This is a genomic window from Nonomuraea sp. MTCD27 (assembly GCF_041950495.1).
GTDB lineage: Bacteria > Actinomycetota > Actinomycetes > Streptosporangiales > Streptosporangiaceae > Nonomuraea.
On record NZ_JBGNUW010000002.1, the window covers coordinates 629,066 to 650,719 of the forward strand.

General features: G+C 71.6%; 21 protein-coding genes. 9 read left to right on the forward strand and 12 right to left on the reverse strand.

Annotation, left to right across the window (positions count from 1 at the left end; translation table 11 throughout):
• Positions 1-81: 81 nt before the first annotated feature.
• Positions 82-1,473, reverse strand: a complete 1,392-nt coding sequence (locus ACBJ59_RS07425) for an aminopeptidase P family protein (protein WP_375109389.1) — start codon at positions 1,471-1,473, stop codon at positions 82-84.
• Positions 1,474-1,611: 138 nt separating this feature from the next.
• Between ACBJ59_RS07425 and ACBJ59_RS07430 the strand changes: the two genes are divergently transcribed.
• The 4 genes from ACBJ59_RS07430 to ACBJ59_RS07445 all read left to right on the forward strand — a co-directional run bounded on the left by ACBJ59_RS07430 (position 1,612) and on the right by ACBJ59_RS07445 (position 5,324).
• Positions 1,612-2,040, forward strand: coding sequence for a CBS domain-containing protein (locus ACBJ59_RS07430; RefSeq protein ID WP_364134832.1), 429 nt, complete (start codon positions 1,612-1,614; stop codon positions 2,038-2,040).
• A 22-nt stretch (positions 2,041-2,062) separates the two neighbouring features.
• Positions 2,063-2,713, forward strand: coding sequence for a hypothetical protein (locus ACBJ59_RS07435; protein ID WP_375109390.1), 651 nt, complete (start codon positions 2,063-2,065; stop codon positions 2,711-2,713).
• Positions 2,714-2,880: 167 nt separating this feature from the next.
• Positions 2,881-3,654, forward strand: coding sequence for a cyclase family protein (locus ACBJ59_RS07440; protein ID WP_375109391.1), 774 nt, complete (start codon positions 2,881-2,883; stop codon positions 3,652-3,654).
• Positions 3,651-5,324, forward strand: coding sequence for a thiamine pyrophosphate-binding protein (locus ACBJ59_RS07445; RefSeq protein ID WP_375109392.1), 1,674 nt, complete (start codon positions 3,651-3,653; stop codon positions 5,322-5,324). The genes ACBJ59_RS07440 and ACBJ59_RS07445 overlap by 4 nt, the downstream gene beginning before the upstream one ends.
• A gap of 58 nt (positions 5,325-5,382) precedes the next feature.
• On the opposite strand, the gene ACBJ59_RS07450 is transcribed toward ACBJ59_RS07445, so the two are convergent.
• The 3 genes from ACBJ59_RS07450 to dhaK are packed head-to-tail and all read right to left on the reverse strand — an operon-like array spanning position 5,383 to position 7,357.
• A complete protein-coding gene (locus tag ACBJ59_RS07450) occupies positions 5,383-5,757 on the reverse strand; it encodes a PTS-dependent dihydroxyacetone kinase phosphotransferase subunit DhaM (protein WP_375109393.1) in 375 nt (124 codons plus the stop codon).
• A 2-nt stretch (positions 5,758-5,759) separates the two neighbouring features.
• On the reverse strand, positions 5,760-6,377 hold the full coding sequence (gene dhaL, locus ACBJ59_RS07455; RefSeq protein WP_375109394.1) for a dihydroxyacetone kinase subunit DhaL: 618 nt from the start codon (positions 6,375-6,377) through the stop codon (positions 5,760-5,762).
• Complete coding sequence (dhaK, locus tag ACBJ59_RS07460; RefSeq protein ID WP_375109395.1) at positions 6,377-7,357, reverse strand: dihydroxyacetone kinase subunit DhaK; 981 nt, start codon at positions 7,355-7,357, stop codon at positions 6,377-6,379. Before dhaK ends, dhaL begins: the two co-directional genes overlap by 1 nt.
• A gap of 54 nt (positions 7,358-7,411) precedes the next feature.
• Here dhaK and ACBJ59_RS07465 point away from each other — a divergent pair, with 54 nt between their 5' ends.
• Together ACBJ59_RS07465 and ACBJ59_RS07470 are read left to right on the forward strand one after the other, a co-directional pair.
• Positions 7,412-8,578: a cytochrome P450 gene (locus ACBJ59_RS07465; RefSeq protein ID WP_375109396.1), complete on the forward strand. Its 1,167-nt coding sequence runs from the start codon at positions 7,412-7,414 to the stop codon at positions 8,576-8,578.
• Between the two features lie 18 nt (positions 8,579-8,596).
• Complete coding sequence (locus ACBJ59_RS07470; RefSeq protein WP_375109397.1) at positions 8,597-9,346, forward strand: lysophospholipid acyltransferase family protein; 750 nt, start codon at positions 8,597-8,599, stop codon at positions 9,344-9,346.
• Positions 9,347-9,480: 134 nt separating this feature from the next.
• On the opposite strand, the gene ACBJ59_RS07475 is transcribed toward ACBJ59_RS07470, so the two are convergent.
• Positions 9,481-10,221 (reverse strand): thiamine pyrophosphate-binding protein, encoded by a 741-nt coding sequence (locus ACBJ59_RS07475; protein WP_375109398.1) that lies wholly within the window; start codon positions 10,219-10,221, stop codon positions 9,481-9,483.
• Positions 10,222-10,398: 177 nt separating this feature from the next.
• Here ACBJ59_RS07475 and ACBJ59_RS07480 point away from each other — a divergent pair, with 177 nt between their 5' ends.
• Positions 10,399-10,848, forward strand: coding sequence for a hypothetical protein (locus ACBJ59_RS07480; protein ID WP_364134797.1), 450 nt, complete (start codon positions 10,399-10,401; stop codon positions 10,846-10,848).
• Between the two features lie 6 nt (positions 10,849-10,854).
• Positions 10,855-11,781 (forward strand): hypothetical protein, encoded by a 927-nt coding sequence (locus ACBJ59_RS07485; protein ID WP_375109399.1) that lies wholly within the window; start codon positions 10,855-10,857, stop codon positions 11,779-11,781.
• Positions 11,782-12,662: 881 nt separating this feature from the next.
• Here ACBJ59_RS07485 and ACBJ59_RS07490 read toward each other — a convergent pair.
• From ACBJ59_RS07490 to ACBJ59_RS07500, 3 genes are all read right to left on the reverse strand, one after another.
• The gene (locus tag ACBJ59_RS07490) at positions 12,663-13,550 is read right to left on the reverse strand and encodes a hypothetical protein (RefSeq protein ID WP_375109400.1); all 888 of its coding nucleotides are present in this window, start codon (positions 13,548-13,550) and stop codon (positions 12,663-12,665) included.
• A gap of 500 nt (positions 13,551-14,050) precedes the next feature.
• A complete protein-coding gene (locus tag ACBJ59_RS07495; protein WP_364137865.1) occupies positions 14,051-14,857 on the reverse strand; it encodes a serine/threonine-protein kinase in 807 nt (268 codons plus the stop codon).
• A 58-nt stretch (positions 14,858-14,915) separates the two neighbouring features.
• Positions 14,916-16,163 (reverse strand): MFS transporter, encoded by a 1,248-nt coding sequence (locus ACBJ59_RS07500; RefSeq protein ID WP_375109401.1) that lies wholly within the window; start codon positions 16,161-16,163, stop codon positions 14,916-14,918.
• 68 nt (positions 16,164-16,231) lie between these two features.
• Between ACBJ59_RS07500 and ACBJ59_RS07505 the strand changes: the two genes are divergently transcribed.
• A complete protein-coding gene (locus ACBJ59_RS07505; protein WP_375109402.1) occupies positions 16,232-16,819 on the forward strand; it encodes an ArsR/SmtB family transcription factor in 588 nt (195 codons plus the stop codon).
• 413 nt (positions 16,820-17,232) lie between these two features.
• Here the strand turns inward: ACBJ59_RS07505 and ACBJ59_RS07510 are convergent, their stop codons facing one another.
• The 4 genes from ACBJ59_RS07510 to ACBJ59_RS07525 all read right to left on the reverse strand — a co-directional run bounded on the left by ACBJ59_RS07510 (position 17,233) and on the right by ACBJ59_RS07525 (position 21,630).
• Positions 17,233-17,856: a DJ-1/PfpI family protein gene (locus ACBJ59_RS07510; protein WP_375109403.1), complete on the reverse strand. Its 624-nt coding sequence runs from the start codon at positions 17,854-17,856 to the stop codon at positions 17,233-17,235.
• Positions 17,857-17,860: 4 nt separating this feature from the next.
• Positions 17,861-18,823, reverse strand: coding sequence for a GlxA family transcriptional regulator (locus ACBJ59_RS07515; protein ID WP_375109404.1), 963 nt, complete (start codon positions 18,821-18,823; stop codon positions 17,861-17,863).
• A gap of 263 nt (positions 18,824-19,086) precedes the next feature.
• Positions 19,087-20,712 (reverse strand): L-glutamate gamma-semialdehyde dehydrogenase, encoded by a 1,626-nt coding sequence (gene pruA / locus ACBJ59_RS07520; RefSeq protein WP_375109405.1) that lies wholly within the window; start codon positions 20,710-20,712, stop codon positions 19,087-19,089.
• Positions 20,713-21,630: a proline dehydrogenase family protein gene (locus ACBJ59_RS07525; RefSeq protein ID WP_364137852.1), complete on the reverse strand. Its 918-nt coding sequence runs from the start codon at positions 21,628-21,630 to the stop codon at positions 20,713-20,715. It abuts the gene before it with no gap.
• Positions 21,631-21,654 lie beyond the last annotated feature (24 nt).

The following is a 21,654-nucleotide window of genomic DNA, read 5'->3' on the forward strand; positions in this document are numbered from 1 at the left end:
CATGCTTCCGTGGGAATTTGCGGAAAAGGTATGAGAGCCGGCTCGCACCTTGTCAGCCCGGCACGAAACGTGACCGGTCCGTTACGACAGGGCGCCCATCCAGGACTCGATCTCGTCCGGGTGGCGGGGGAGCCCGGACGACATCAGGGTCGCCCCGTCGGCGGTGATCACCAGGTCGTCCTCGATGCGGATGCCGATGCCGCGCAGCTCCCGCGGCAGCGTCAGGTCGTCGGGCTGGAAGTACAGGCCCGGCTCCACGGTCAGCACGTTGCCCTCCTCCAGGACGCCGTCCAGGTAGACCTCCGCCCGCGACTTCGCGCAGTCGTGCACGTCCAGGCCGAGCATGTGGCCGCTGCTGCACAGCGTGTAGCGCCGGTAGAGGCCGGTCTCCATGAGCGTGTCCGTGGAGTCCTTCAGCAGGCCCCAGTCGCGCAGGCCGTCGCAGATGACGCGCATGGCCGCCAGGTGGAAGTCGCGGAAGCGGGCGCCCGGCCCGAGCGTGGCGATGGCCGCCGTCTGGGCCTCGTACACCAGCTCGTACGCCTGCCGCTGCACGGCGCTGAACCGGCCCGACAGGGGGAACGTGCGGGTGACGTCGGCCGTGTACAGCGTGTCCGCCTCCACCCCCGCGTCCAGGAGCAGCAGGTCGGCGGGGTCGAGCGCGCCGTCGTTGCGGATCCAGTGCAGCACGCAGGCGTGCGCCCCCGAGGCCACGATGCTGTCGTAACCGGAGGCGTTGCCCTCCAGCCGCGACCGCAGCCCGAACACGCCCTCCAGATACCGCTCGCCCCGCGGGTGCCCGAACGCCTGCGGCAGCGCCCGCACGACGTCCTCGAAGCCGCGCACGGTGGCGTCCACGGCCGACTGCAGCTCGCCGACCTCCCACTCGTCCTTGACCAGCCGCATCTCCGCCAGGAACGACTCCAGCTCCGCGTCGCCCGCGCCCCTGGGGACCCGCGCGTCCACGGTGGCGTCGACCCCGCGCAGCACCCGTGCCGGGCCGCCCAGCTCCAGCTCGCGGATGTGCGCGCACTCCACCTGGTACAGCTCCGCCGCCTCCGCCAGGTCCGGCCGGGGGCCGGCCCAGAACTCGCCGTAGCGGCGGTCGCGGTAGAACTCCTGGCCCTCCTCGCGCGGGGCGCGCGGCCTGACGTACAGGACCGCCTCGCCGGACGGCTCGATCACCAGCACGTCGTCCGATTCGCTCGCGCCCGTCAGGTACGAGTACGCGCTGTGCGGCCGGAACCGGTAGTCACTGTCGTTGCTGCGCACCTTCAGCGTGCCCGCCGGGATCACCAGCCGCTCGCCGGGGAAACGCTGCGCCAGCGCGGCCCGCCGCTTGGCCGCCCACGGCGCGATCGGCTTCGCGCTCACCTGAGCCGTCCGGGTCCCCGCCCACCCGGTGCGCATGAACGCGGCGAGCTCGTCCGTGACGGGCAGATCGTGGCTTCCGGTGTTGAGCGGCTCGGTCATTTGGCGGTCCTTGAGTGAATTTTCGGTTTTTGTATGGGATTAAGTACGGGAGCAGCCTACGTGACCGCTTGACGCGGTCCCCACAGGGTTGTTTGCCTTGACGCAGGGCTTGGAACACTCAGGGCAGAGGTGGTGCACATGCTCATCGGGACGATCCTTCGTGGCAAGGGCAGTGGCGTGACGACCGTGGCGCCTGGAGCGACCGTACGGGAGCTGCTCACCCAGCTCGCCGAGCACAACATCGGGGCCGTCGTCGTGTCCTCCGACGGGGTCACGATCGAGGGGATCGTCTCGGAGCGTGACGTCGTGCGGCGCCTGCACGACCGCGGCGCCGCGATCCTCGACTCGCCGGTCTCGGCGATCATGACCACCGAGGTCACCACGGTCGGACCGGGCGAGAACGTCGACTCGCTGCGCCGGACGATGACCACGCAGCGGTTCCGGCACATGCCCGTCGTGGAGAACGGCCGGCTCGTAGGCATCGTGAGCATCGGTGACGTGGTCAAGAGCGCCATCGAGGAGCTGGAGACGGAGAAGGCGTCGCTCGTCGACTACCTCCACCGTTGACAGGGATGGCACGCTTGGGTCCGTGATGTACGGGCCCCCACCCCCTGACTACCCCCGGGTCCCCGAGTACCCGCGGGCGACGAGCAGTCCGCCGATCATCGTGCTCGTCTCCGGGCTGGCCGCCCTGCTGGGCTTCCTGCTGGGCGTCTTCGTCGGGTTCGGCGCGCAGACGGCGTCGTCGGGTGAGTCCGAGCCCAGGGTCACGGTGACGGTCGAGGAGAGCCCGACGGCCGAGCCCGAGCTCTCCATCCCCGCGGAGACCACCCCGCCGCAGACGGTTCCCAGCCAGACGGTCCCCAGCCAGACCGCGCCGGGCCAGACCCAGCCCAGCCAGACGGTGCCCAGCCAGACCCAGCCTGGTCAGACGCCGCCCGGTCAGACGACCCAGCCCGGTGGCGGTACCGCCACCGGGCCCGCTACTGGGCCCGCTACTGGGCCCGCCATCAACCCCGCGTCCCTGCGCACCCTCGTCGTCGGCACCGACATCCAGCCCGGCACCTACCGCACGGCCGGGCCCACCTCCGGGTTCCCCCTCTGCTACTGGGCCAGGCTGAGGAGCACGACCGGCGACGTGATCGCGACCGGCATGCCGACCGGCGCCGCCACCGTCACCATCCAGGCGACGGACAAGGCGTTCCAGACCGGCGGATGCGCGGAGTGGACCAGGGCGTGACGCCTTTCCCGTGGAGCCCGGCGACGTCGACGGCTACGGCGACGACAGCGGCTTCCGGCTCAGGGCCGCCGAGCAGGTGGATCGGCGCGTAAATCCTCGTGTATGCCGGTGTTGGCACTGGTAGGGCCAGCGTAGGAGGATGCGCTCAGCCCACCAAGGAGGAAGACATGTCGGTGTTGAAGAACTTCGTGGACAGCGTGCGCAGCGGGGCGATCGAGGTGATCGACCTCACCGCTCCGCTGACGTCGGAGACGCCGATCCTCCAGCTGCCCGAGCCGTTCGGCAACACGATCCCGTTCCGGCTGGAGGAGATCAGCCGCTACGACGACCGAGGCCCGGCCTGGTACTGGAACGACATCCACACCGGTGAGCACACCGGCACCCACTTCGACGCCCCCGTCCACTGGGTGACCGCCCGCGACGGCCAGGACGTCTCCCAGGTGCCCGCGCGCAGCCTCATCGCGCCCGCCGTGGTGCTCGACTTCGCGGCGGAGGCGTCGAAGGACCCCGACTTCCTCCTGCGGATCGACCACGTCAAGGAGTGGGAGCGGGTCAACGGCCCGCTCCCCGAGGGCGGCTGGCTCCTCTACCGCACCGGCTGGGACGCCCGCTCCGCCGACCAGGCCGCCTTCCTGAACGCCAACGAGACCGGGCCGCACACGCCCGGCGTGTCGGTGGAGTGCGCCGAGTGGCTGGCGTCCGAGACCCCCATCCTCGGCCTCGGCGTCGAGACCGTCGGCACCGACGCCGGCGCCGCCCATTCCTTCGACCCGCCCTTCCCCTGCCACTCCTTCCTGCTGGGCGCCGGCAAGTACGGCCTCACCCAGCTGCGCAACATCGACCGCCTGCCGGTGACCGGCGCCGTCGTGGTCGCCCCGCCGCTGCCCATCGTGGGCGGCTCGGGCAGCCCCGTGCGCGTGCTGGCCCTGGTGGAACGTTGATCGTCGCGCAGGCCGTCGGCCGGGCCCTGGCCGCCTGCGGGGCCCGGACCGCCTTCGGGGTGATCGGCAGCGGCAACTTCCACGTCACGAACGCCCTCGTGGCGGGCGGCGCGCGGTTCGTCGCCGCCCGCCACGAGGGCGGGGCCGCCACGATGGCCGACGCCTACGCCCGGATGAGCGGCCAGGCCGGGATCGTGTCGGTCCACCAGGGGCCCGGGCTCACCAACGCGATGACCGGCATCACGGAGGCGGCCAAGAGCCGGACGCCGCTGATCGTCCTGGCCGGTGAGGCCACCGAGGTCCGGTCCAACTTCCACATCGACCAGGCCGCGCTGGCCACGGCGGTGGGGGCGGTGCCGATGCGGGTCACGGGGCCGGGCACCGCCGTGGCCGAGGCGGTGGAGGCGTACCGGGTGGCGGTGGCGGAGCGGCGTACGGTGCTGCTGAACCTGCCCCTCGACGTCCAGGCCGCCCCCTACGACGGCCCGCCGCCGTCGCAGGTCGCACCCATGAACGCGGGCGAGCCCGCGTCGGGCGAGGTGCCGTCGGGTGCGGTGGCGTCGGGTGCGGTGGCGTCAGGTGAGGTGGCGGAGCTGGCGCGGGTGCTGGCGGCGGCCCGGCGGCCGGTGTTCATCGCCGGGCGCGGCGCCCGGCACGCGCGCCGGGAGCTGGTGGAGCTGGCCGACCTGACGGGTGCGCTGCTGGCGACGTCCGCGGTGGCCAAGGGGCTCTTCCGCGGCAGCCCGTGGGACCTGGACGTGTCCGGCGGCTTCGCCACGCCGCTGACCGCCGAGCTGATCCGGGGCGCCGACCTCGTCATCGGCTGGGGCTGCGCCCTGAACATGTGGACCACCCGCCACGGCTCCCTGATCTCGCCGGGCACGAAGGTGGTGAAGGTGGACCTCGACCCGGCGGCGCTCAAGACGCACGTGCCCGCCGATCTGGGCGTGGTGGGCGACGTGGCGGCCGTGGCCCGCGCGCTGGCCGACCGGCTCGCCGCGGGGCCCGTGGAGGGCTGCCGCTCGCCGGAGCTGGCGCGGCGGATCCAGGCGGAGGGCCGCTGGCGGGCGGTCCCGTACGACGACGAGAGCGGCGACGGCAGGATCGACCCCAGGACCCTCACCATCGGCCTGGACGACCTCCTGCCCCGCGAGCGGATCGTCGCCATCGACTCCGGAAACTTCATGGGATATCCGTCGATGTTCCTCGATGTCCCGGACGAGGGCGGGTTCTGCTTCACCCAGGCGTTCCAGTCGGTCGGGCTGGGCCTGGCGACGGCGATCGGCGCCGCCGTGGCCCGCCCGGACCGGCTCCCGGTGGCCGCGCTCGGCGACGGCGGCGCCCTGATGGGCCTGGCGGAGCTGGAGACCGTGGTCCGCCTGGGCCTGCCGATGGTGATCGTCGTGTACGACGACGAGGCTTACGGCGCCGAGGTCCACCACTTCGGCCCGCACGGGCACCCTCTGGGCACCGTCACGTTCCCCTCGGCCGACCTGGCCGCCATCGCCCGGGGCCAGGGCCTGGCCGCCGTGACCGTCACCGGGCCGGACGACCTGGCGGGCGTGGCCGAATGGCTGGAGGGAGCGCGTGAGCGGCCGCTGCTGGTGCACGCCAAGGTGACGAGGGAGCACGGCTCCTGGTGGCTGGAGGAGGCGTTCAGGGGCCACTGAGCACGCGGCGGAGGTCAGAGCTTGCGGAGTTCAGGGGCCACTGAGCACGCGGCGGAGGTCAGAGCTTGCGGAAGGTGCGGGCCTCCTCGGCCGCGGCCAGCACGTCGGCCAGCGGCTGGCCCGCGCCCGCCGCCACCGCCGCCGCGATCGCCCCCTCCACGAACGGCACGTCCGCCACCACGACCCGCCCGTCCTCCATCAGCAGCCGGGCGGTCAGCACCGAGCTGCCGAGGTCGGGGATGAGCACCACCCCGTCACCCCGGTCGACGCTGCGCACCGCCGCCTCGATGACGTCCACGCTCGTGCCCAGCCCGCCGTGCTCCATCCCTCCGGCGGCGACCACGGGAGCGTCCTCGCCCGCGATGCCGCGGACCAGCGCCACCGCCTCGGTCGCGAAAGCGGCGCTGTGGGAGACCAGGACCACGCCCACCATCGCTATGCCGCCACGGTGGCCAGCGCCTCCAGGAACAGCGCCGCCGACGCCGCCCCCGGGTCCTCGTGCCCGATGCTGCGCTCCCCGAGGTAGCTGGCCCGGCCCTTCCTGGCCTGCATCGGGATCGTGGCCTTGGCGCCCTCGGCGGCCGCCCGCGCCGCCTGGTCGAGCGCCTTGCGCACGCCCACCCCGTCGCGTACGGCCAGGGCCAGCGCGCGGGAGGCAGGGGCCAGGGCGTCCACCATGGTCTTGTCGCCCAGCGCGGCCTTGCCCAGCCGCTCGACCGCCACGACCCCCTCCTCGAACGCCGTCGTGAACCCGGCCAGCGTCACCGGCGTCTCCAGCGCCTTGCCCATCTGCCGGAACACCGACCCGTACAGCGGCCCGGAGGCGCCCCCGACGCGGCGGATCAGCGTCGTGCCGGCCGCCGTCAGCACCTCCGCCGGGGAGCCCGGCGGCGAGCCGTCCAGCGCCTTGAGCACCTCGGTGAGCCCGCGGTCGAGGTTCGTGCCGTGGTCGGCGTCGCCGATCGCGGCGTCGAGCCGGTTCAGCCGGTCGCGGTTCTCGCGCACGAGCCTGGCCGTCTCCTCGAACCAGGCCAGGAACAGGTCGGTGTCCATCAGCGCCCCCACCGCAGCGCGGGCGTCTCCACCGGCGCGTCCCACAACCGGGTCAGCGCGTCGTCGACCCGGCAGACGGACACGGAGAAGCCCTGCATGTCCAGGCTCGTCACGTAGTTGCCCACCAGCGAGCGCGAGATCCGCGCCCCCTTGCCCTTGACGAACGCCGCCACCTCCGCGAACACCACGTACAGCTCGATGAGCGGGGTGCCGCCCATGCCGTTCACCATCACCAGCAGGTCGCCCTGGAGCGGCAGGTCGCCGTGGATGGCCTCCATCGCCACGCCCGCCAGCTCGCGCGCCGACACCAGCGGCACCCTGGCCCGGCCGGGCTCTCCGTGGATGCCGATGCCCAGCTCCACCTCCGTCTCGGGCAGGTCGAAGGTCGGCTTCCCGGCGGCCGGGGCCGTGCAGGAGGTCAGCGCGATGCCGAACGACCTGCTGCGCTCATCCACCTCGGCCGCCACCGCCGCGACCTCGGCCAGCGCCGCGCCCTCCTCGGCCAGCGCCCCGGCGATCTTCTCCACGAACACCGTCGCCCCCGTGCCGCGGCGGCCCGCCGTGTAGAGGGAGTCCCGTACGGCCACGTCGTCGTCCACCAGCACGGTGGCCACCTCGACGTCCTCGACCAGCTCGGCGGCCATCTCGAAGTTGAGCACGTCGCCGGTGTAGTTCTTGACGATGTGGACCACCCCGGCCCCGCCGTCCACGCCCCTCGTCGCCTCGATGATCGGGTCGGGGACCGGCGAGGTGAAGATCTCGCCGGGGCAGGCGGCGTCGAGCATGCCGTGGCCGACGAAACCGGAGTGCAGCGGCTCGTGCCCGGACCCGCCGCCCGAGACCAGCCCGACCTTCCCCGGCCGCGGCCCCTCGGCCCGGTAGACCACCTGGTCGCGGACCCGCAGCGACGGGTGGGCCGCCGCCAGGCCGTTCAGCGCGTCCTCAACGACGGAGTCTGCCGTGTTGATGAGCTTCTTCATGGTCAAAACATCTGCCCGTTTTCACGACCGCGCAAGCGTCGTAGCGTGTGCGGCGTGGAGGTCTTCTACAGCCCGTACGATCCCGCGACCAACGACGAGCCCTACTCCGTCTACGCGCGGCTGCGCGCGCAGGCGCCGCTCTACCACAACGCCGGCCTGGACTTCTGGGCGCTGTCCCGGCACGCCGACGTCTCGGCCGCGCTCACCGACAGCGCGCTGCTGTCCAGCGACCACGGTCCCATGCTCGACCCGGGCGCCTGGGGCACGCACGCCCGCAGGTTCCTGTCGTTCGTGGCGATGGACCCACCCGAGCACACCCGCATGCGCGCCGCCATCTCCCGGGGCTTCACCCCGCGCCGGGTCGCCGCGCTGGAGCCCATGATCAGGGAGATCGCGCGCGAGCACATCGAGGAGGCCGTCGAGCGGGAGACGTTCGACTTCGCCCGCGACATCGCGGCCAAGCTGCCGCTCGACGTGATCTCCGAGCTGGTGGGCGTGCCGCCGTCGTACCGGGCGGGCGTGCGCCGCGACTTCAGCTCCGTGCTCGCCTACGACCCCGAGGGCAAGATGGCCGAGGACGGCCTCAAGGGCATCGTCTCCCTCGGCGACTACTACCGCTCGATCATCGCCGAGCGCCGGGCCGCGCCGGGCGACGACCTCGTCTCCGCGCTCGTCGCCGACGACGAGCTGACCGACGAGGACATCGTGGCGTTCCTGTTCCTGCTCATCGGCGCCGGCGCGGAGACGACCACCCACCTGCTCAGCGCCGCCTGGTACTGGGCGTGGCGCAACCCCGCCCAGCGCGCCGCCGCCTTCGGCGGGGCGATCACCGGGTGGATGGAGGAGTCGCTGCGCTACGACACCCCCGCGCACGGCGTCGCCCGCCGCCTCACACGGGACACCGAGTGGTACGGCACCCGCGTCCCCGAGGGCGCCAAGGTCTGGCTGCTGATCGGCTCGGCCAACCGCGACGAGGACGTCTTCGCCGACCCGGACGTCTACGACCTGACCCGCGACACCGGCCGGGCCATCAGCTTCGGCGCCGGCCGCCACTACTGCCTCGGCGGCCCCCTGGCCCGCCTGGAGGGCCGGGTGGCGCTGGAGGAGCTCACGAAGGCCGTCTCACCCGACTACGACATCGACGAGACGGGCATCAGGAGGACCGCCCACGGCAATGTCCGGGGGATGGTCAACCTCCCGACTACCGTGAAACGTGCCTGAGTACGTTACCTTCTGCTCATGGCTGAGATCGTGTACCCGCCGGTGATCGCCGCCGCGCGGACCCTCTTTCGCGTGCTCGACATCCGCTTCCACCTGGAGGGGACCGAGCACGTGCCGCGGACCGGGGGAGCGGTGCTGGTGAGCAATCACATCAGCTACCTCGACTTCATCTTCGCCGGGTTCGCCGCGCTGCCGTCCAAGCGGCTGGTGCGGTTCATGGCCAAGCAGGACGTGTTCGACAACCGGATCTCGGGGCCGCTGATGCGCGGGATGCACCACATCTCGGTGGACCGGGGGGCGGGGGCGGGCTCGTACGCCACGGCGCTGCGGATGTTGAAGGCCGGCGAGGTGGTGGGCGTGTTCGCCGAGGCGACGATCAGCAGGTCGTTCACCGTCAAGGAGATCAAGAACGGCGCGATCCGGATGGCCCAGGCGACGAACACGCCGGTGATCCCGGTGGCGCTGTGGGGCGACCACCGGCTGTGGACGAAGGGCCGGCCGCGCAGGCTGCTGCAGCGGCACGTGCCGGTCACCATCCTGGTGGGCGAGCCGATGCACCCCAAGCGCGGGGAGAACGTCAACGACCACACCGCCGACCTGCACCGGCGGATGTCGGAGCTGGTGGACCGGGCGCAGCGCACCTACCCGGAGATCCCGCCGGGCGTGTGGTGGCAGCCGGCCCACCTCGGGGGGACGGCGCCGACCCCGGAGGAGGCGGCCGCCATGGACGCCGCCGAGGCCGAGGCCAGGTCGAAGAAGGTGGAGTAGACCGGCCGCTGTCTGCGAGGCGGCGGTCTGCCGCGTTCGGGATAACCGGCCATTATCACGTACATGACGCATACGCGTGCTCGTCAAGGTCATGGGCGTGGGATGTTGCGCAGGTTCGAGCGGGCGAAGCTGGATCATGCAGCCGACGCCGCCGCTGAGCACGAGCTTGCTGGTGGTGGTGGCGAAGCCGGCCAGTTGCGGTTGCCGTACTGGATCCATTCCTTGCCGCGCAGCGCGTGCCCGACCGGTGCCTTGACGCGTTCGGCGAAGGCCATGACCTCCTCGTGGGAGCCGGCCGTGCCGCTGCCGCAGAACCGTGTGATCTTCTCGGCCTCGTCGACCAGCCGGGCCAGCTCGGCGATCTCGGCCTCGCCGGGCCGTACGACCGGCCGCCGGGTGAGCAGGGCAGGTTCGACGGTCCGCTGTGGCGCGTCCTGGCCGGCGATGTCTCCCGACATGCTGACGACCGCGACGCCCGAGCGGCCGATCGCGTGCTGGATGGCGGTCTGCAGGATGCGCGGCATCTGCGCCGGATGTGAGATCAGCTCGGAGTAGTGGCTGGATTCGGCGAACAACCGGTCCGGGTGGGTCTCCTGGAAGAACGAGGTGCCGATCTCGGCGCTGGGGATGTGGGCGGCCAGCGCCAGCACCGGCGCCATGCTGCGCTGCGCGTCGAACAACCCGTTGATCAGGTGCAGATGGCCTGGGCCGCAACTGCCCGCACACGCGCCCAGACGCCCGGTGAGCTGCGCCTCCGCGCCTGCCGCGAACGCCCGGACGGCGAGGTCGTCGCCGAGCCGCCAGAGCTGGTTGTCCCAGCCCCGCGCGCCGCTCGCCGCTCGCCGGGTAATCGGCCAGGTCGGGGTGCTGGTCACGCCCGCGACTTCCAGGCAAGGCCTCATATGGACAAGACGCCCGGGAGGCGATGAACGGTTGGGGCATTCCCGAAATCCGTACAGACATGATCATCTACGGCCGGGCATACCGCCGATATACCGGCGCTCCCTACGCTCCCTTCGACGGATGCAAGTCAAGGTAACGGAAAGGGCATCATGCGACTGAGCACCATACTTCGGCATGCGGCGATCGTCGGGACCGCGGGACTGACGTTGTCGATCGTCGGCGCCGGCGGCGCTTCCGCCTCTGCGTCGGCTGACAAGACTCTCAGCGGCAGTTGCTCGTCGGACCCCAAGGGTTACAGCGGCTCGGCGCGCTACTACTACAACAGCGCAGGGAGTGACGTCTTCACCAAGTTCACGTACACGATTGGCGGTCGCGCCGGATCGAAGACCGACGTGGCCATCGATGTCTATTCGGACAAGAACAACGCGGTCGACAAGTGGCACGGCGGTTGGGGCACCGACAGCGCCAAGGTGGGCACGAAGAGCGCGACCGTCCACATCATCAGCCCGGCGAAGGACAAGGTCTACGTGAAATTCTGGGTGCGCTGGGACCTTCCGGGCCTCGACCCCACGTGCAGCTTCCAGACCAAGCGGATCTAGCGGCCGATGAACCACCGCGCACTTGTCGCGTCCCTGCTGGCGCTGGTGGCGGTCACGTCGTGTTCCACCGGCGGTGAGCAGGAAATTCCGCCGGTCTTCGTCGCAGCCTCCTCGACGGGGGCGATCGTGTACGACCCGCAGACCGAATCGCACCTCGGGTACGCCTCGGACGGGCGGCACGTGTGGACGGACAAGCAGGCTGCCGTCTGCGCGGCCCGATGCCCTGAAGCGGCCTTCTCCACCGCTACCCGGAAGGTGCTGAGCCGGCGGGGCGATGCGGACACGGTCGTCGCCGAGGGAGGGACGCTCCAGATCCAGCGTTCGGACGGCAAGAAGGAGAGCCATCAGGTCGCCGGCGTGGAGAACGTCCTCTGGCGGGAGAGCCCCGACCGGACGACGGCTCTGCTGCTCTACGCCGACCCCACGCTGCCCGGCGGTGAGATCCTGCGCTTCCAGCGCGACGCTCACGGATGGCGGGCTACAGGGGAGCGCGTGCCCGCCGGGGGGTTCTGGGGTGGCTGCGTCGGCGGAGACTGGGCGGTCCTGACCGGCGAGCGCGGAGGGATACTCAAGGACGGGACCGTCGTTCCCCTTCAGGTCGATCTCGACCAGGCCGGGGAATGCGTGGCCGGTACGCGAGGGGGCGCGGTGGTGTCCCGCTACGTCGACCAGCGCGGAACCCATCACACCGAGGTGCGCGGCATCGACCCGAGCGGGCGGCAGACGTGGTCGCGCGATGTCGCCGCTCGGGCCGGTGTGATCGCCGATCCGTCCGGTACGGCGGTCGGCCTGGTCCACGATGGTGAGCTGGAATTGCTCGACGTCAAGGGGGAGGTCCGCGAGCGGCGCGAGGACGTCGTCGCGGCCAGCTTCACTGAGACGGGCCGCCTGGTGACGGTGAACGCCGACGGCGAGGTCACCTGGGCCGCATAAAGCTCACTCATCCGCGTGTCAGACGGCGTGTACGCCTGTGCGAACGTGCGCTGGCCGGTTCGGCCGGCGCACAAGCCTCATCGCTGTGCGGCTCAGGGCCGTCACCTCAGCGCGGACCTGACCCGTCCACTGGCCAAGCTCCTCTGGATCAACGAACTCACGAACTCCTCCAGATCCCTGTTCAACTACTTCCGCAACAAGGAAGACCTCGCGCTGCGGCTGCGCGCCTGGATCACCACCGGGCTCGGACACGAGCGCGTCTCGGCGATCACCGCCCGCGAGATGACCGCCTGGCACGATCACCTGGCCGCCGCCGGGCGGCACGCGAAAGAGCGGCAGCACGGCCGCCATGGCACCGGCGACGGTCAACAATCACCTTGCCCACGCCTCGGCGCTGTTCTCCTGGATCAGCGCCCACGCCCCGGCCGCCCTGCTGCCCAGCGGGGACCCTACCAAGCGCGCCGAGCCGCTGCGCCTGCCCGCCCCCGAGGTCCGCGCCCTGTCCGGCGCCCAGGTCCGCACCGTCAACAACGTGCTGGACCGCCTGGAATCTGCGCCGCGCCCAGATCGCCGGCCTGGACCTTGCCCAGCTACAGCCCGCGATCCCGAGCACCTACGACAGACCAATCAGGCCAGGCCGACCGGGGCACGCGGCAAAGGCCGCACCACTTTGACGCTTACTTGGTCTGCCCCACCGGATCTCCGACATATGATCATGCGCATATGCGGGAAATCAGCGAACCCCCGATCGCCAGGGTGGACGTCGTGCGCGCGGCAAAGCCGTCAAAGGGTCGTGGTGGCGGCGCATACACTTCGTGCCGGGCTGGGGCGCCGGCAACGAGTCGACTCTCTGGCAGCGCGTCAGAGCGGTCACGGCTTCCCTATTGCACCGGCTTCAGTACCGCCTGCAGGAGCACGACGCCCTCGCCGTACTTGTCCTTCAGCCGTTGCTGGAGCTCCTCACTGGCCACCCAGACGCCCACGACCACCTGCTCCTTCATGACGTCGACGGAAGTCGAGGTGAAGGGCTGGCCCAGATCGTCGCCGATGAACTCCTGGATCTGCCACAGCGTTTCCTGGCTGCGCCGGGCCTGGCTGACGCAGAGCGCGCCACCCCAGCTCTCCCGGATCCACGCCTCCCTGCCGGCCAGGTCGCCCGTGAACTTCACGTTCAGCACCAGCTTGGTCGGGTCGTTGGCGTACTTCTCCGACCACTCCCGCTTGCTGCCGTCGTAGCCGGGGATCGAGTCCAGATAGCTCTGGTCCAGCCACACCCCGCCCACGGCTTCCTCATTCTGCAGCCGCTGCTGAGTCGCCTGGAGCGCTTCCTGGGTGGCCTTGGCGGGATCAGCCGGCCGCCGGCCGCCCTCCGGGACGGGGCACGGGCTGTCGAACCTGTGCTCCTCCGGCCTGCCCTGGGCCGCCGCCCCTGGTGGTTCGGTCAGGGTCAGCCGGGAGCCGTCCCAGGTGCCGACCACCCGATACTGACCCCACTTCGTACCCTGGACGCTCTCGTGCTCAACCTTGGACCAGTCCCAGCCGACGATGTCCGGCCCACTGCACTGGGGTGGCAGCGACGCGGCCATCGCGGCGCACAGCTGCGGCCCGTGGCCGGGGTTCTCCAGGACGGAGACGGCGTCGGCCGTGTACGTGACCGGCTTGCTGGCCGCCACTTCGCTGCCGCAGGCGGTCAGCACCATGAGGGCGAGGAAGGCGAGTGAGCGCATGACCTTCAGACGTGCGAACGCTCCGCAGAGGTTCAGCAGCATGCGCTCGAGGTCACAAGGGGGGACACCTCCGGGTCGGCGGGTGCGGCTGACATTGGAGGTACGCAGCGGGCGGGATGTTCGCATCCTGGCAATTATGTTCATCCGCCAGCGGTTATGTCCGCCATCCCCGGGCAGTCGCTCTACGTGCCAGGCCGCGGATCGGCCACTCTCCGGTACGGCTGCCCCGTCAGGTCAGGCGGGGTAGCCACGCCCTACCGGCAACCCGACCGGCCAAGACCGCGCCTGCGGGATCAACGCACCCAGGTCTGCCGCCACGGCGGGACAGGCGGCGTGCGCCGACCATGCCTCTTCCCCTCGGCCTCGCCCGGATTCGCAAGGACATCCCCGCGCTGGTCCGGGCAGTTCACCAGGTCGCGCTCGAAACCAGGGTGGCAGGTCCGGGCGGCGACCTCACGGGTCCGGGGGCAGCGGTCCGTCGGGCCCGGGCGGGGGCCGAGGCGGAGTTCAGGGGCGGCGGCCGGCGGGCCCGGGCGGTCAGGTCAGATGGCGGCCTGGTAGGCGCTGGCGCGCATTCCCGCCAGCAGCCCCGCCGTCTGCTCCGGCGTGTAGCGGCGCACGGGATCGTGGTGCAGCAGCCCCTCGATGAGCGGCCGCATCACCCCGGCCCGCCGCGGCGGCGGGTAGGGGCCGCTGCGCGCCATGCCCAGCACCGTCGCGGCGTCCTGCCCGGGATAGGGCGGCTGGCCCTCGATGGCGCTGTAGAGGGTGGCCCCGAAGGACCACATGTCGGCCTCCTTGCTGGCCGGCCCCCCGTGCAGCCGCTCGGGGGCCATGAAGGCGGGGGTGCCGCGCAGCCGGCGCGAGTTCGTCATGCGGATATCGCCCTCGGCGGTCGCTATCCCGAAGTCGGTCAGCACCACCCGGTCACCGGTCAGCATGACGTTGGCGGGCTTGACGTCGCGGTGCAGCACACCCGCCTGGTGGGCGGTGCGCAGCGAGGCGAGCAGGTGCTGCCCGATGGCCGCCACCGACTGGGCCGGTAAGGTGCCCACCTGAGAGAGCAGCTGGTGCAACGAGAGCCCGTCGAGATATTCCATCACGATCCAGAGCTTGCCGCCCTCTTCGATCAGGTCATGCACCGTGACGATGTTGGGATGCGTCAGCCCCGCGGCCATCCGCGCCTCACGCAGCACCCGGCGGCGCACCATCTCGGCCTCACCGGCCAAGGTCAGCTCCTTGAGCGCCACCGTACGGTGGAGGAGCTGATCGAACGCCCGCCAGACGACTCCCATACCCCCACGACCGGCCTCCTCATTCAGGAGGTACCGTCCGCCGATCTCCCGCATACCATCCCCTCAAGCTCCGGGGGATAATCATGTCACCTCAGCACCAGCTGTAGGGTGCCTAACGTGATCTGGATATGTCGGAAAGTGTAGGTTCGCTGGTCAGAGGCCCAGAAATTCGATCCGACAAAGCGCGCCACACCAGTCCGACTCCCGCCAAACATACTCCCGTCGCGCCGACGAGGACGGCTCCGATGCCCACGAACTCGGCCACGACGCCGCCCAGGGCCGCTCCGAGGGGCATTCCGCCCATCCCGACGAGCCGGTATGCCGAATTCACCCTGCCGAGCAGTTCCGCCGGGATCAGCCGCTGCCTGAGCGAGATCACCAGCACGTTCCCCGCGGCCCCGACCAGCCCCCACAGCACGGCCGTCGGGTAGAGCGCCCAGGCGGACGGCACGATCACCGGCACCAGGAGCAGCAGGCTGCTGATCAGCCAGTTGCCCACGAGCGTCCGGAACTCCCCGAACATCGCCGCGGCCCGGCCCGACAGCAGCGAGCCGAGCACCGCCCCGATCGCGAAGGCCGTGGTCATCAGGCCGTACCCGGCCGGCTCCAGCCCCATCCGCGACCCGTCGCCGACCGCCCACAGCACGAAGACGGCGAAGTAGGCGGAGTTGGCCAGGTTGAGCAGGCCGGCCGTGATCGCCAGGCTCCGCAGGACCCGGTGCGACCACAGGTAGCGCAGCGCCTCGGCGATGTCCACGCGCATGGGGCGGCGCCGCGCGGGCGCGGCCAGGCGGTACGTGCCGCGCATGCCCACCAGGAGCAGCCCCGCGGCGCCGTACAGGAGGGCCGGGGCGCCGATGACGGCGGCGGGCAGGGCCACGACGAGCAGGCCGGCCGCCGGCGCGCCGACGAAGTCGTTGCCGATCATCTGGGCGGTGGAAATGCGGCCGTTCGCCCTGGTCAGGCGCTCCTGGGGGACGGTCATGGGCAGGATGGACTGCGCGGAGAGGTCGGCGAAGACCTCGCACACGCCGGCCAGCAGCACGGCGGCCAGCAGGAGCCACAGGTCGAGCAGGCCGAGCGCGGCCAGGAGCGTGGCGGCGGCCAGGATCGCGGCGCGGGCGAGGTTGGCCCGCACCATGACGCGGCGGCGGTCGGCCCGGTCGGCCACCGCGCCCGCGTGCAGCGCCAGCACCAGCCACGGCAGCGTGGCGGCGGCCCCCACCAGGGACACGAGGGTGGGGGAGCGGGTCATCGACACGGCGAGCAGCGGCGCGCCGATCTTCAGCACGCCGTCCGCCAGGTTGGACATCCCGGTGGAGGCCCATAGGAATCCGAATGAACGCCCAAGACCGGCCATGGCTGACTCCGATAGTGTGTAAGGGAAAGTGTGCACAGGTTTCTTTGCAAAGATAGGCTTGCACAACGATGCAGATCAAGAGCTTCTCCGCCCGGACGCTCGACGCGAACGCGCTGAAGTCGTTCGCTCACCCCCTGCGACTGCGGATCTACGAGCTGCTGGACGAGCGCGGCCCCGCCACGGCCACCGGGCTCGCCGGCCTGCTCGGGCAGAACACCGGGGCGACCAGCTACCACCTGAGGGAGCTGGCCAAGCACGGCATGATCGAGGTCGCGGCCGGGATGGGTCGCGGGAAGGAGAAGTTCTGGCGCATCACGCCCGGCGGCTTCTCCTACGGCGAGCCGCCCGCCGACCCGGAGGCGGCGAGCGCGATGGAATACCTCCTCGACGACCTGGTCCGCCGGCGCGGCGCCGAGCTGGCCCGGTGGCGCGAGGAGATGACCGGGGCGCCGGAGGAGTGGGTGGAGGCCGCCGCGTTCGGGCGCCGGTCGCTGCGGCTCACGCCGGAGGAGACCGCCGCCATGCGGGACCAGGTCTTCGAGGTGCTGGAGCGTTACCGGGCGCTGTCGGACGGCCGGGCGGAGCCGCCGGAGCCGGCCGGGCACGTGGTCGTGCACTTCGACGTCCTGCCGGTGGGCGCCACGCCCGAGCGCTGAGGGCCCGGCTCAGGGTGGCCCGCCGCGATCACATCCTAGGGATTTCCCTAGGCCCCGCCCTGAGGCCAGGGCTTGACCCGAGCCCATAGTGTCCTCGATCGGAACCCGGCCCTTTCCGGGCGACGGCCAAGGAGTCGACCATGGCGCGCGGCAAGATGCCGTTACCGGCCCGCTGGAACGCTCCACGACGTCACGGGCAGGCTCACCGGGCGGCAGGCGGGGGCTCGCCCGGGGAGCGGGCGCGGCAGGAGGGGCCGGGCCGCACCCGCACGGACATCAGCCGCGCGCCGTTCACCCGCACGGCATTCAATCGCTGACACGCCTCCGGGCCCGCCGGACACAGGGCTCGGACGGGCGGCGCCCCCGTCCCGGGCTGGAGGGACGGGGGCGCCTGCCCCTCCTCGCGCGAGCGGTCAGGTGATCAGGCTGAGGGCGCGCTCGGCCATGCCCTCCGGGGCCGTCTTCGGCGAGCCGCAGGAGAACGGCGGCTGCGGGTCGTACTCGATGGCGAGCTGCACGCTCTGCGCCGTCTCGGGGTCGGTCGCCCGCGCCAGCAGCGTCAGCGCCATGTCGATGCCCGCCGACACCCCCGCCGCGGTCACGATCCTGCCCTCCGTGACCACCCGCTCGGTCACCGGCTCGGCCCCGTACGTCCTCAGCAGGTCGAGGATGGCCCAGTGGGACGTAGCCCGCGCGCCCGACAGCAGCCCGGCGGCACCGAGCAGGAGCGAGCCACTGCACACCGAGGTCGTCCACCGGGTGCGCTCGTGCGCCTGCCTGATCCAGCCCACCAGGGCCTCGTCGGACAGGGCGTCCAGGGTGCCCGGGCCGCCCGGGACCACGATCACGTCCGGCGCGGGCAGGTCGGCGTACGAGGCCGTGGCGGTCAGCGTGAGCGTGCCGCGGTCGTCGCCGACCGGCCCCGGGTCGGCGGCGACGAACGTGACCGTCCAGCCGGGCGCGAAGGCCAGCACCGTGTACGGCCCCACCGCGTCGAGCGCGGTGAACCGGGGATAGAGCGGGATGGCGACGTGCATGGGCTTACCTCTCCTTGGACTGGAAACGGCGCCGGTGGTCGCCCGGCGAGATCCGCCAGTGCCGCCGGAAGACGCGGTAGAGCGTCTCCGGCGTGCCGAGCCCCGACTCCCTGGCGACCGACTCCAGGGGCAGGCCGGTCACCTCCAGGAGCCGCCTGGCGGTGTCGGCCCGGCTGCGTTCGACGTACCGGCCGGGGGACAGGCCGGTCTGCTCGGTGAAGACGCGTGAGAAGTGCCGCTCACTCATCCCGGCGCGCGCGGCGAGGGCGGGCACGCTGAGGTCGGCGGCCGGGTTCGCGTCGATGTGGGCCTGCAGCTCCCTGAGCGGCTCGCTGCGCGGCGTCATGGCCCGCATCGGGGTGCTGAACTGGCTCTGCCCGCCCGGCCTGTGCAGGTAGACCACGAGGCCCCGGGCGACGTCCCTGGCCAGCGCGTGCCCGTGGTCCCTGGCCACCAGCGCCAGCGCCAGGTCCACGCCCGACAGCACGCCCGCGGAGGTCCAGACGTCGCCGTCCTCGATGTAGAGCGGATCGGCGTCGACCTCGACGCGTTCGTAGTGGCTCTGGAGCTCGCCCGCGACCAGCCAGTGCGTGGTGGCCCGCCGGTGGTCCAGCAGCCCGGCCTCGGCCAGCAGGAACGCGCCGTTGCAGACCGACGCCACCCGGCGCGCGGCCGCGGCGAGCGCGGCGATGCCCGCCACCAGCTCCCGATCGGCCAGCTGCTCGGGCACGGACAGCCCGCCGGCCACCAGCAGCGTGTCGATCGGCCCGGTGACCTCGGACAGCGCCGCCGCCGTGACCGTGACGCCGTTCCCGGCGGGCACCGCGCCGGCGCGCACGGCGACCAGCTCGACCCGGTAGCCGTCGCGGGGCCGGAACAGGGCGGCGGTGGCGAAGACGTCGGCCGGACCGGCCATGTCCAGGAGCTGGAAGCCGGGGAAGACGACGATCAGGACACGTCGCTGCATGCTGTCCATGCTGGTCGCGGGCCGGTCATGGCGTCAACGACGCGAACATTGCACATTACGCCACGGTCAGGTCCCGGCGTCGTCGAGCACGACCGCGGGCTCCTCGTCCGCGTCCAGCCGGTCGCATGCGAGCGGCAGGCCGGTGGCCGCCTCGACGAAGGCGAGCGCCCGTGCTCGTACCGGTGCCCGGTGAAGTGCCGCGAGAACGCCGAGAGCCCCCGGGGGCAGGACCGGGGGCTCTCGCCGACGATGGGCGCAGGTGATCAGCCCATGTGCGGGTAACGGTGGTCGGTCGGCGGCACGAACGTCTCCTTGATCGTGCGGGCGTTCACCCAGCGGATCAGGTTGAAGATCGAGCCGGCCTTGTCGTTGGTGCCGGAGGCGCGGGCGCCGCCGAACGGCTGCTGGCCCACGACCGCGCCGGTCGGCTTGTCGTTGACGTAGAAGTTGCCCGCCGCGAAGCGCAGCCGCTCGGAGGCGGCGGCGATCGCGTACCGGTCCTGGGCGATGATCGACCCGGTCAGCGCGTACGGGGCGATGCCCTCCATCTGGTCGAGCACCGTGTCGTAGTCGCGGTCCTCGAAGACGTGCACGCCGAGGATCGGCCCGAAGTACTCCTTGACGAAGATCTCGTCGGTCGGGTCCGCGCACTCCAGGATGGTCGGCTTGACGAAGTAGCCGGTGGAGTCGTCGTACGAGCCGGTGAGCACGTCGATGTTCGACGCCGCCCGCGCCCGGTCGATCGCCTCCTTGTGCTTGGCGAAGGCCCGCCCGTCGATGACCGCGCCCATGAACGTGGACAGGTCGCCCGACACGTCGCCCACGGTCAGCGACTCGGCCACGGAGACGAAGTCGTCACGCATGCGGTTCCAGACCGAGCGCGGCACGTACGCCCGCGACGCGGCCGAGCACTTCTGGCCCTGGTACTCGAACGCGCCCCTGACCAGCGCCGTCGAGAGCACCGCCGGGTCGGCCGACGGGTGGGCGAGCACGAAGTCCTTGCCGCCGGTCTCCCCGACGAGGCGCGGGTAGCCGTGGTAGGAGGCGATGTTCGCGCCGACCGTGCTCCACAGGTGCTGGAACGTCGCGGTCGAGCCGGTGAAGTGGATGCCGGCCAGCGCCGGGTGGCCGAGCGCCACCTCGGAGACGGCCTGCCCGTTGCCGGTGACCATGTTGATCACACCCGGCGGCAGCCCGGCCTCCTCCAGCAGCCGCATCGTGAAGTGCGCGGCGAACTGCTGGGTCGGCGACGGCTTCCAGACGACGACGTTGCCCATCAGGGCGGCCGACGTCGGCAGGTTTCCGGCGATGGCGGTGAAGTTGAACGGCGTGATCGCGAGCACGAAGCCCTCGAGCGGCCGGTATTCCATCCGGTTCCACACGCCCGGCGACGAGACCGGCTGGTCGGCGTAGAGCTGGCGGGCGTAGGCCACGTTGAACCGCAGGAAGTCGATCAGCTCGCAGGCCGAGTCGATCTCCGCCTGCTGCGCCGACTTGGACTGGCCCAGCACGGTCGCCGCGTTCAGCGTCGCCCGCCACGGCCCCGACAGCAGGTCGGCGGCCTTCAGGAAGATCGCCGCCCGCTCGTCGAACGACAGCGCCCGCCAGGCGGGCGCCGCCTGGAGCGCGCCGGCGATGGCGTCCTGCACGTCCCGGGCCGTAGCGTCGTTGGTACGGCCCAGGACGGAGGCATGGTTGTGCGGCTGCACCACGTCGATGGTCGCGCCGCCGCCGAGGCGCTGCTCGCCCCCGATGGTCATGGTCAGGTCGAGCGACGACCCGGCCAGTTCCTTGATGCGGTCCTCCAGCGCGCCCCGCTCGGCGCTGCCGGGCGCATAGCCGTACACACGCTCGTTAGCGGGCACGGGCACGTTGCTGATGGCGTCCATTTACTTACCCCCAAGGGCACGAAGGAAGAAGGCGACGTTGGCGGGGCGCTCAGCGAGGCGGCGCATGAAGTAGCCGTACCAGTCGTCGCCGTAGGGGACGTAGACGCGGACCGTGTGGCCGGCCCCGGCCAGGGCCTCCTGCCGGTCGGTCCTGATTCCGTAGAGCATCTGGAACTCGTGGTCGCCGATCGTCCGCCCGAACCGGTCGGCGAGCAGCTCCGTGATCGCGATCATGCGGTCGTCGTGCGTCGCCACCATGGGGTACCCCTTCCCCGCCATGAGGATCCGCAGGCATCGCACGTACGCCTTGTCCACGTCGGACTTGCCCTGGTGGGCCACGGAGGCGGGCTCGCGGTAGGCGCCCTTGACCAGGCGTACGCGGGAGCCCTCGTCCGACAGGTCGCGGCAGTCCTGCTCGCTGCGGAACAGGTACGCCTGGATCGCCACGCCCGTCGCCGGGTAGTCCTCGCGCAGCTTGCGCAGGATGGACAGCGTCGAGTCGACGGTGGTGTGGTCCTCCATGTCGAGCGTGACGGTGGAGCCGTTCGCCGCGGCGGCGGCGCAGATCTCGCGGGCGTGCTCGAGCGCCATGGCGTCGTCGAGCCGCTGCCCGACCGCCGACAGCTTCACCGACACCTCGCCCCGGGTCCCGAGATCGAGCGGCCTGACCGCTTGGAGCAGGGTGATGTAGGCGTTGGCGGTGTCCTCGGCGGCCCGCGCGTCCAGCGTCTCCTCGCCGAGGTGGTCGACGGTCACGGCGAGCTTGGCGTCGCTCAGCCGTTCGATGGCGGCGCGGGCCTCCTGGACGCTCTCGCCCGCGACGAACCGCTGCACGACCTTCTTGGTGAGCGGGAAGCCTGACACGGAGCGGCGTACGACACCGCTCCTCGAAGCGGTGAGCAGCAGTTGACCCAGCATGGTGCCAAGTCTAAAAACGCAGCT

Excerpts from the sequence above, each read along its gene's own strand:
- ACBJ59_RS07425 (WP_375109389.1), bottom strand. The coding sequence starts at position 1,473 with ATGACCGAGCCGCTCAACACCGGAAGCCACGATCTGCCCGTCACGGAC.
- ACBJ59_RS07430 (WP_364134832.1), top strand. The coding sequence starts at position 1,612 with ATGCTCATCGGGACGATCCTTCGTGGCAAGGGCAGTGGCGTGACGACC.
- ACBJ59_RS07440 (WP_375109391.1), top strand. The coding sequence starts at position 2,881 with ATGTCGGTGTTGAAGAACTTCGTGGACAGCGTGCGCAGCGGGGCGATC.
- ACBJ59_RS07450 (WP_375109393.1), bottom strand. The coding sequence starts at position 5,757 with ATGGTGGGCGTGGTCCTGGTCTCCCACAGCGCCGCTTTCGCGACCGAG.
- dhaL (WP_375109394.1), bottom strand. The coding sequence starts at position 6,377 with ATGGACACCGACCTGTTCCTGGCCTGGTTCGAGGAGACGGCCAGGCTC.
- dhaK (WP_375109395.1), bottom strand. The coding sequence starts at position 7,357 with ATGAAGAAGCTCATCAACACGGCAGACTCCGTCGTTGAGGACGCGCTG.
- ACBJ59_RS07470 (WP_375109397.1), top strand. The coding sequence starts at position 8,597 with ATGGCTGAGATCGTGTACCCGCCGGTGATCGCCGCCGCGCGGACCCTC.
- ACBJ59_RS07480 (WP_364134797.1), top strand. The coding sequence starts at position 10,399 with ATGCGACTGAGCACCATACTTCGGCATGCGGCGATCGTCGGGACCGCG.
- ACBJ59_RS07485 (WP_375109399.1), top strand. The coding sequence starts at position 10,855 with ATGAACCACCGCGCACTTGTCGCGTCCCTGCTGGCGCTGGTGGCGGTC.
- ACBJ59_RS07490 (WP_375109400.1), bottom strand. The coding sequence starts at position 13,550 with ATGCTGCTGAACCTCTGCGGAGCGTTCGCACGTCTGAAGGTCATGCGC.
- ACBJ59_RS07495 (WP_364137865.1), bottom strand. The coding sequence starts at position 14,857 with ATGCGGGAGATCGGCGGACGGTACCTCCTGAATGAGGAGGCCGGTCGT.
- ACBJ59_RS07500 (WP_375109401.1), bottom strand. The coding sequence starts at position 16,163 with ATGGCCGGTCTTGGGCGTTCATTCGGATTCCTATGGGCCTCCACCGGG.
- ACBJ59_RS07505 (WP_375109402.1), top strand. The coding sequence starts at position 16,232 with ATGCAGATCAAGAGCTTCTCCGCCCGGACGCTCGACGCGAACGCGCTG.
- ACBJ59_RS07510 (WP_375109403.1), bottom strand. The coding sequence starts at position 17,856 with ATGCACGTCGCCATCCCGCTCTATCCCCGGTTCACCGCGCTCGACGCG.
- ACBJ59_RS07515 (WP_375109404.1), bottom strand. The coding sequence starts at position 18,823 with ATGCAGCGACGTGTCCTGATCGTCGTCTTCCCCGGCTTCCAGCTCCTG.
- pruA (WP_375109405.1), bottom strand. The coding sequence starts at position 20,712 with ATGGACGCCATCAGCAACGTGCCCGTGCCCGCTAACGAGCGTGTGTAC.
- ACBJ59_RS07525 (WP_364137852.1), bottom strand. The coding sequence starts at position 21,630 with ATGCTGGGTCAACTGCTGCTCACCGCTTCGAGGAGCGGTGTCGTACGC.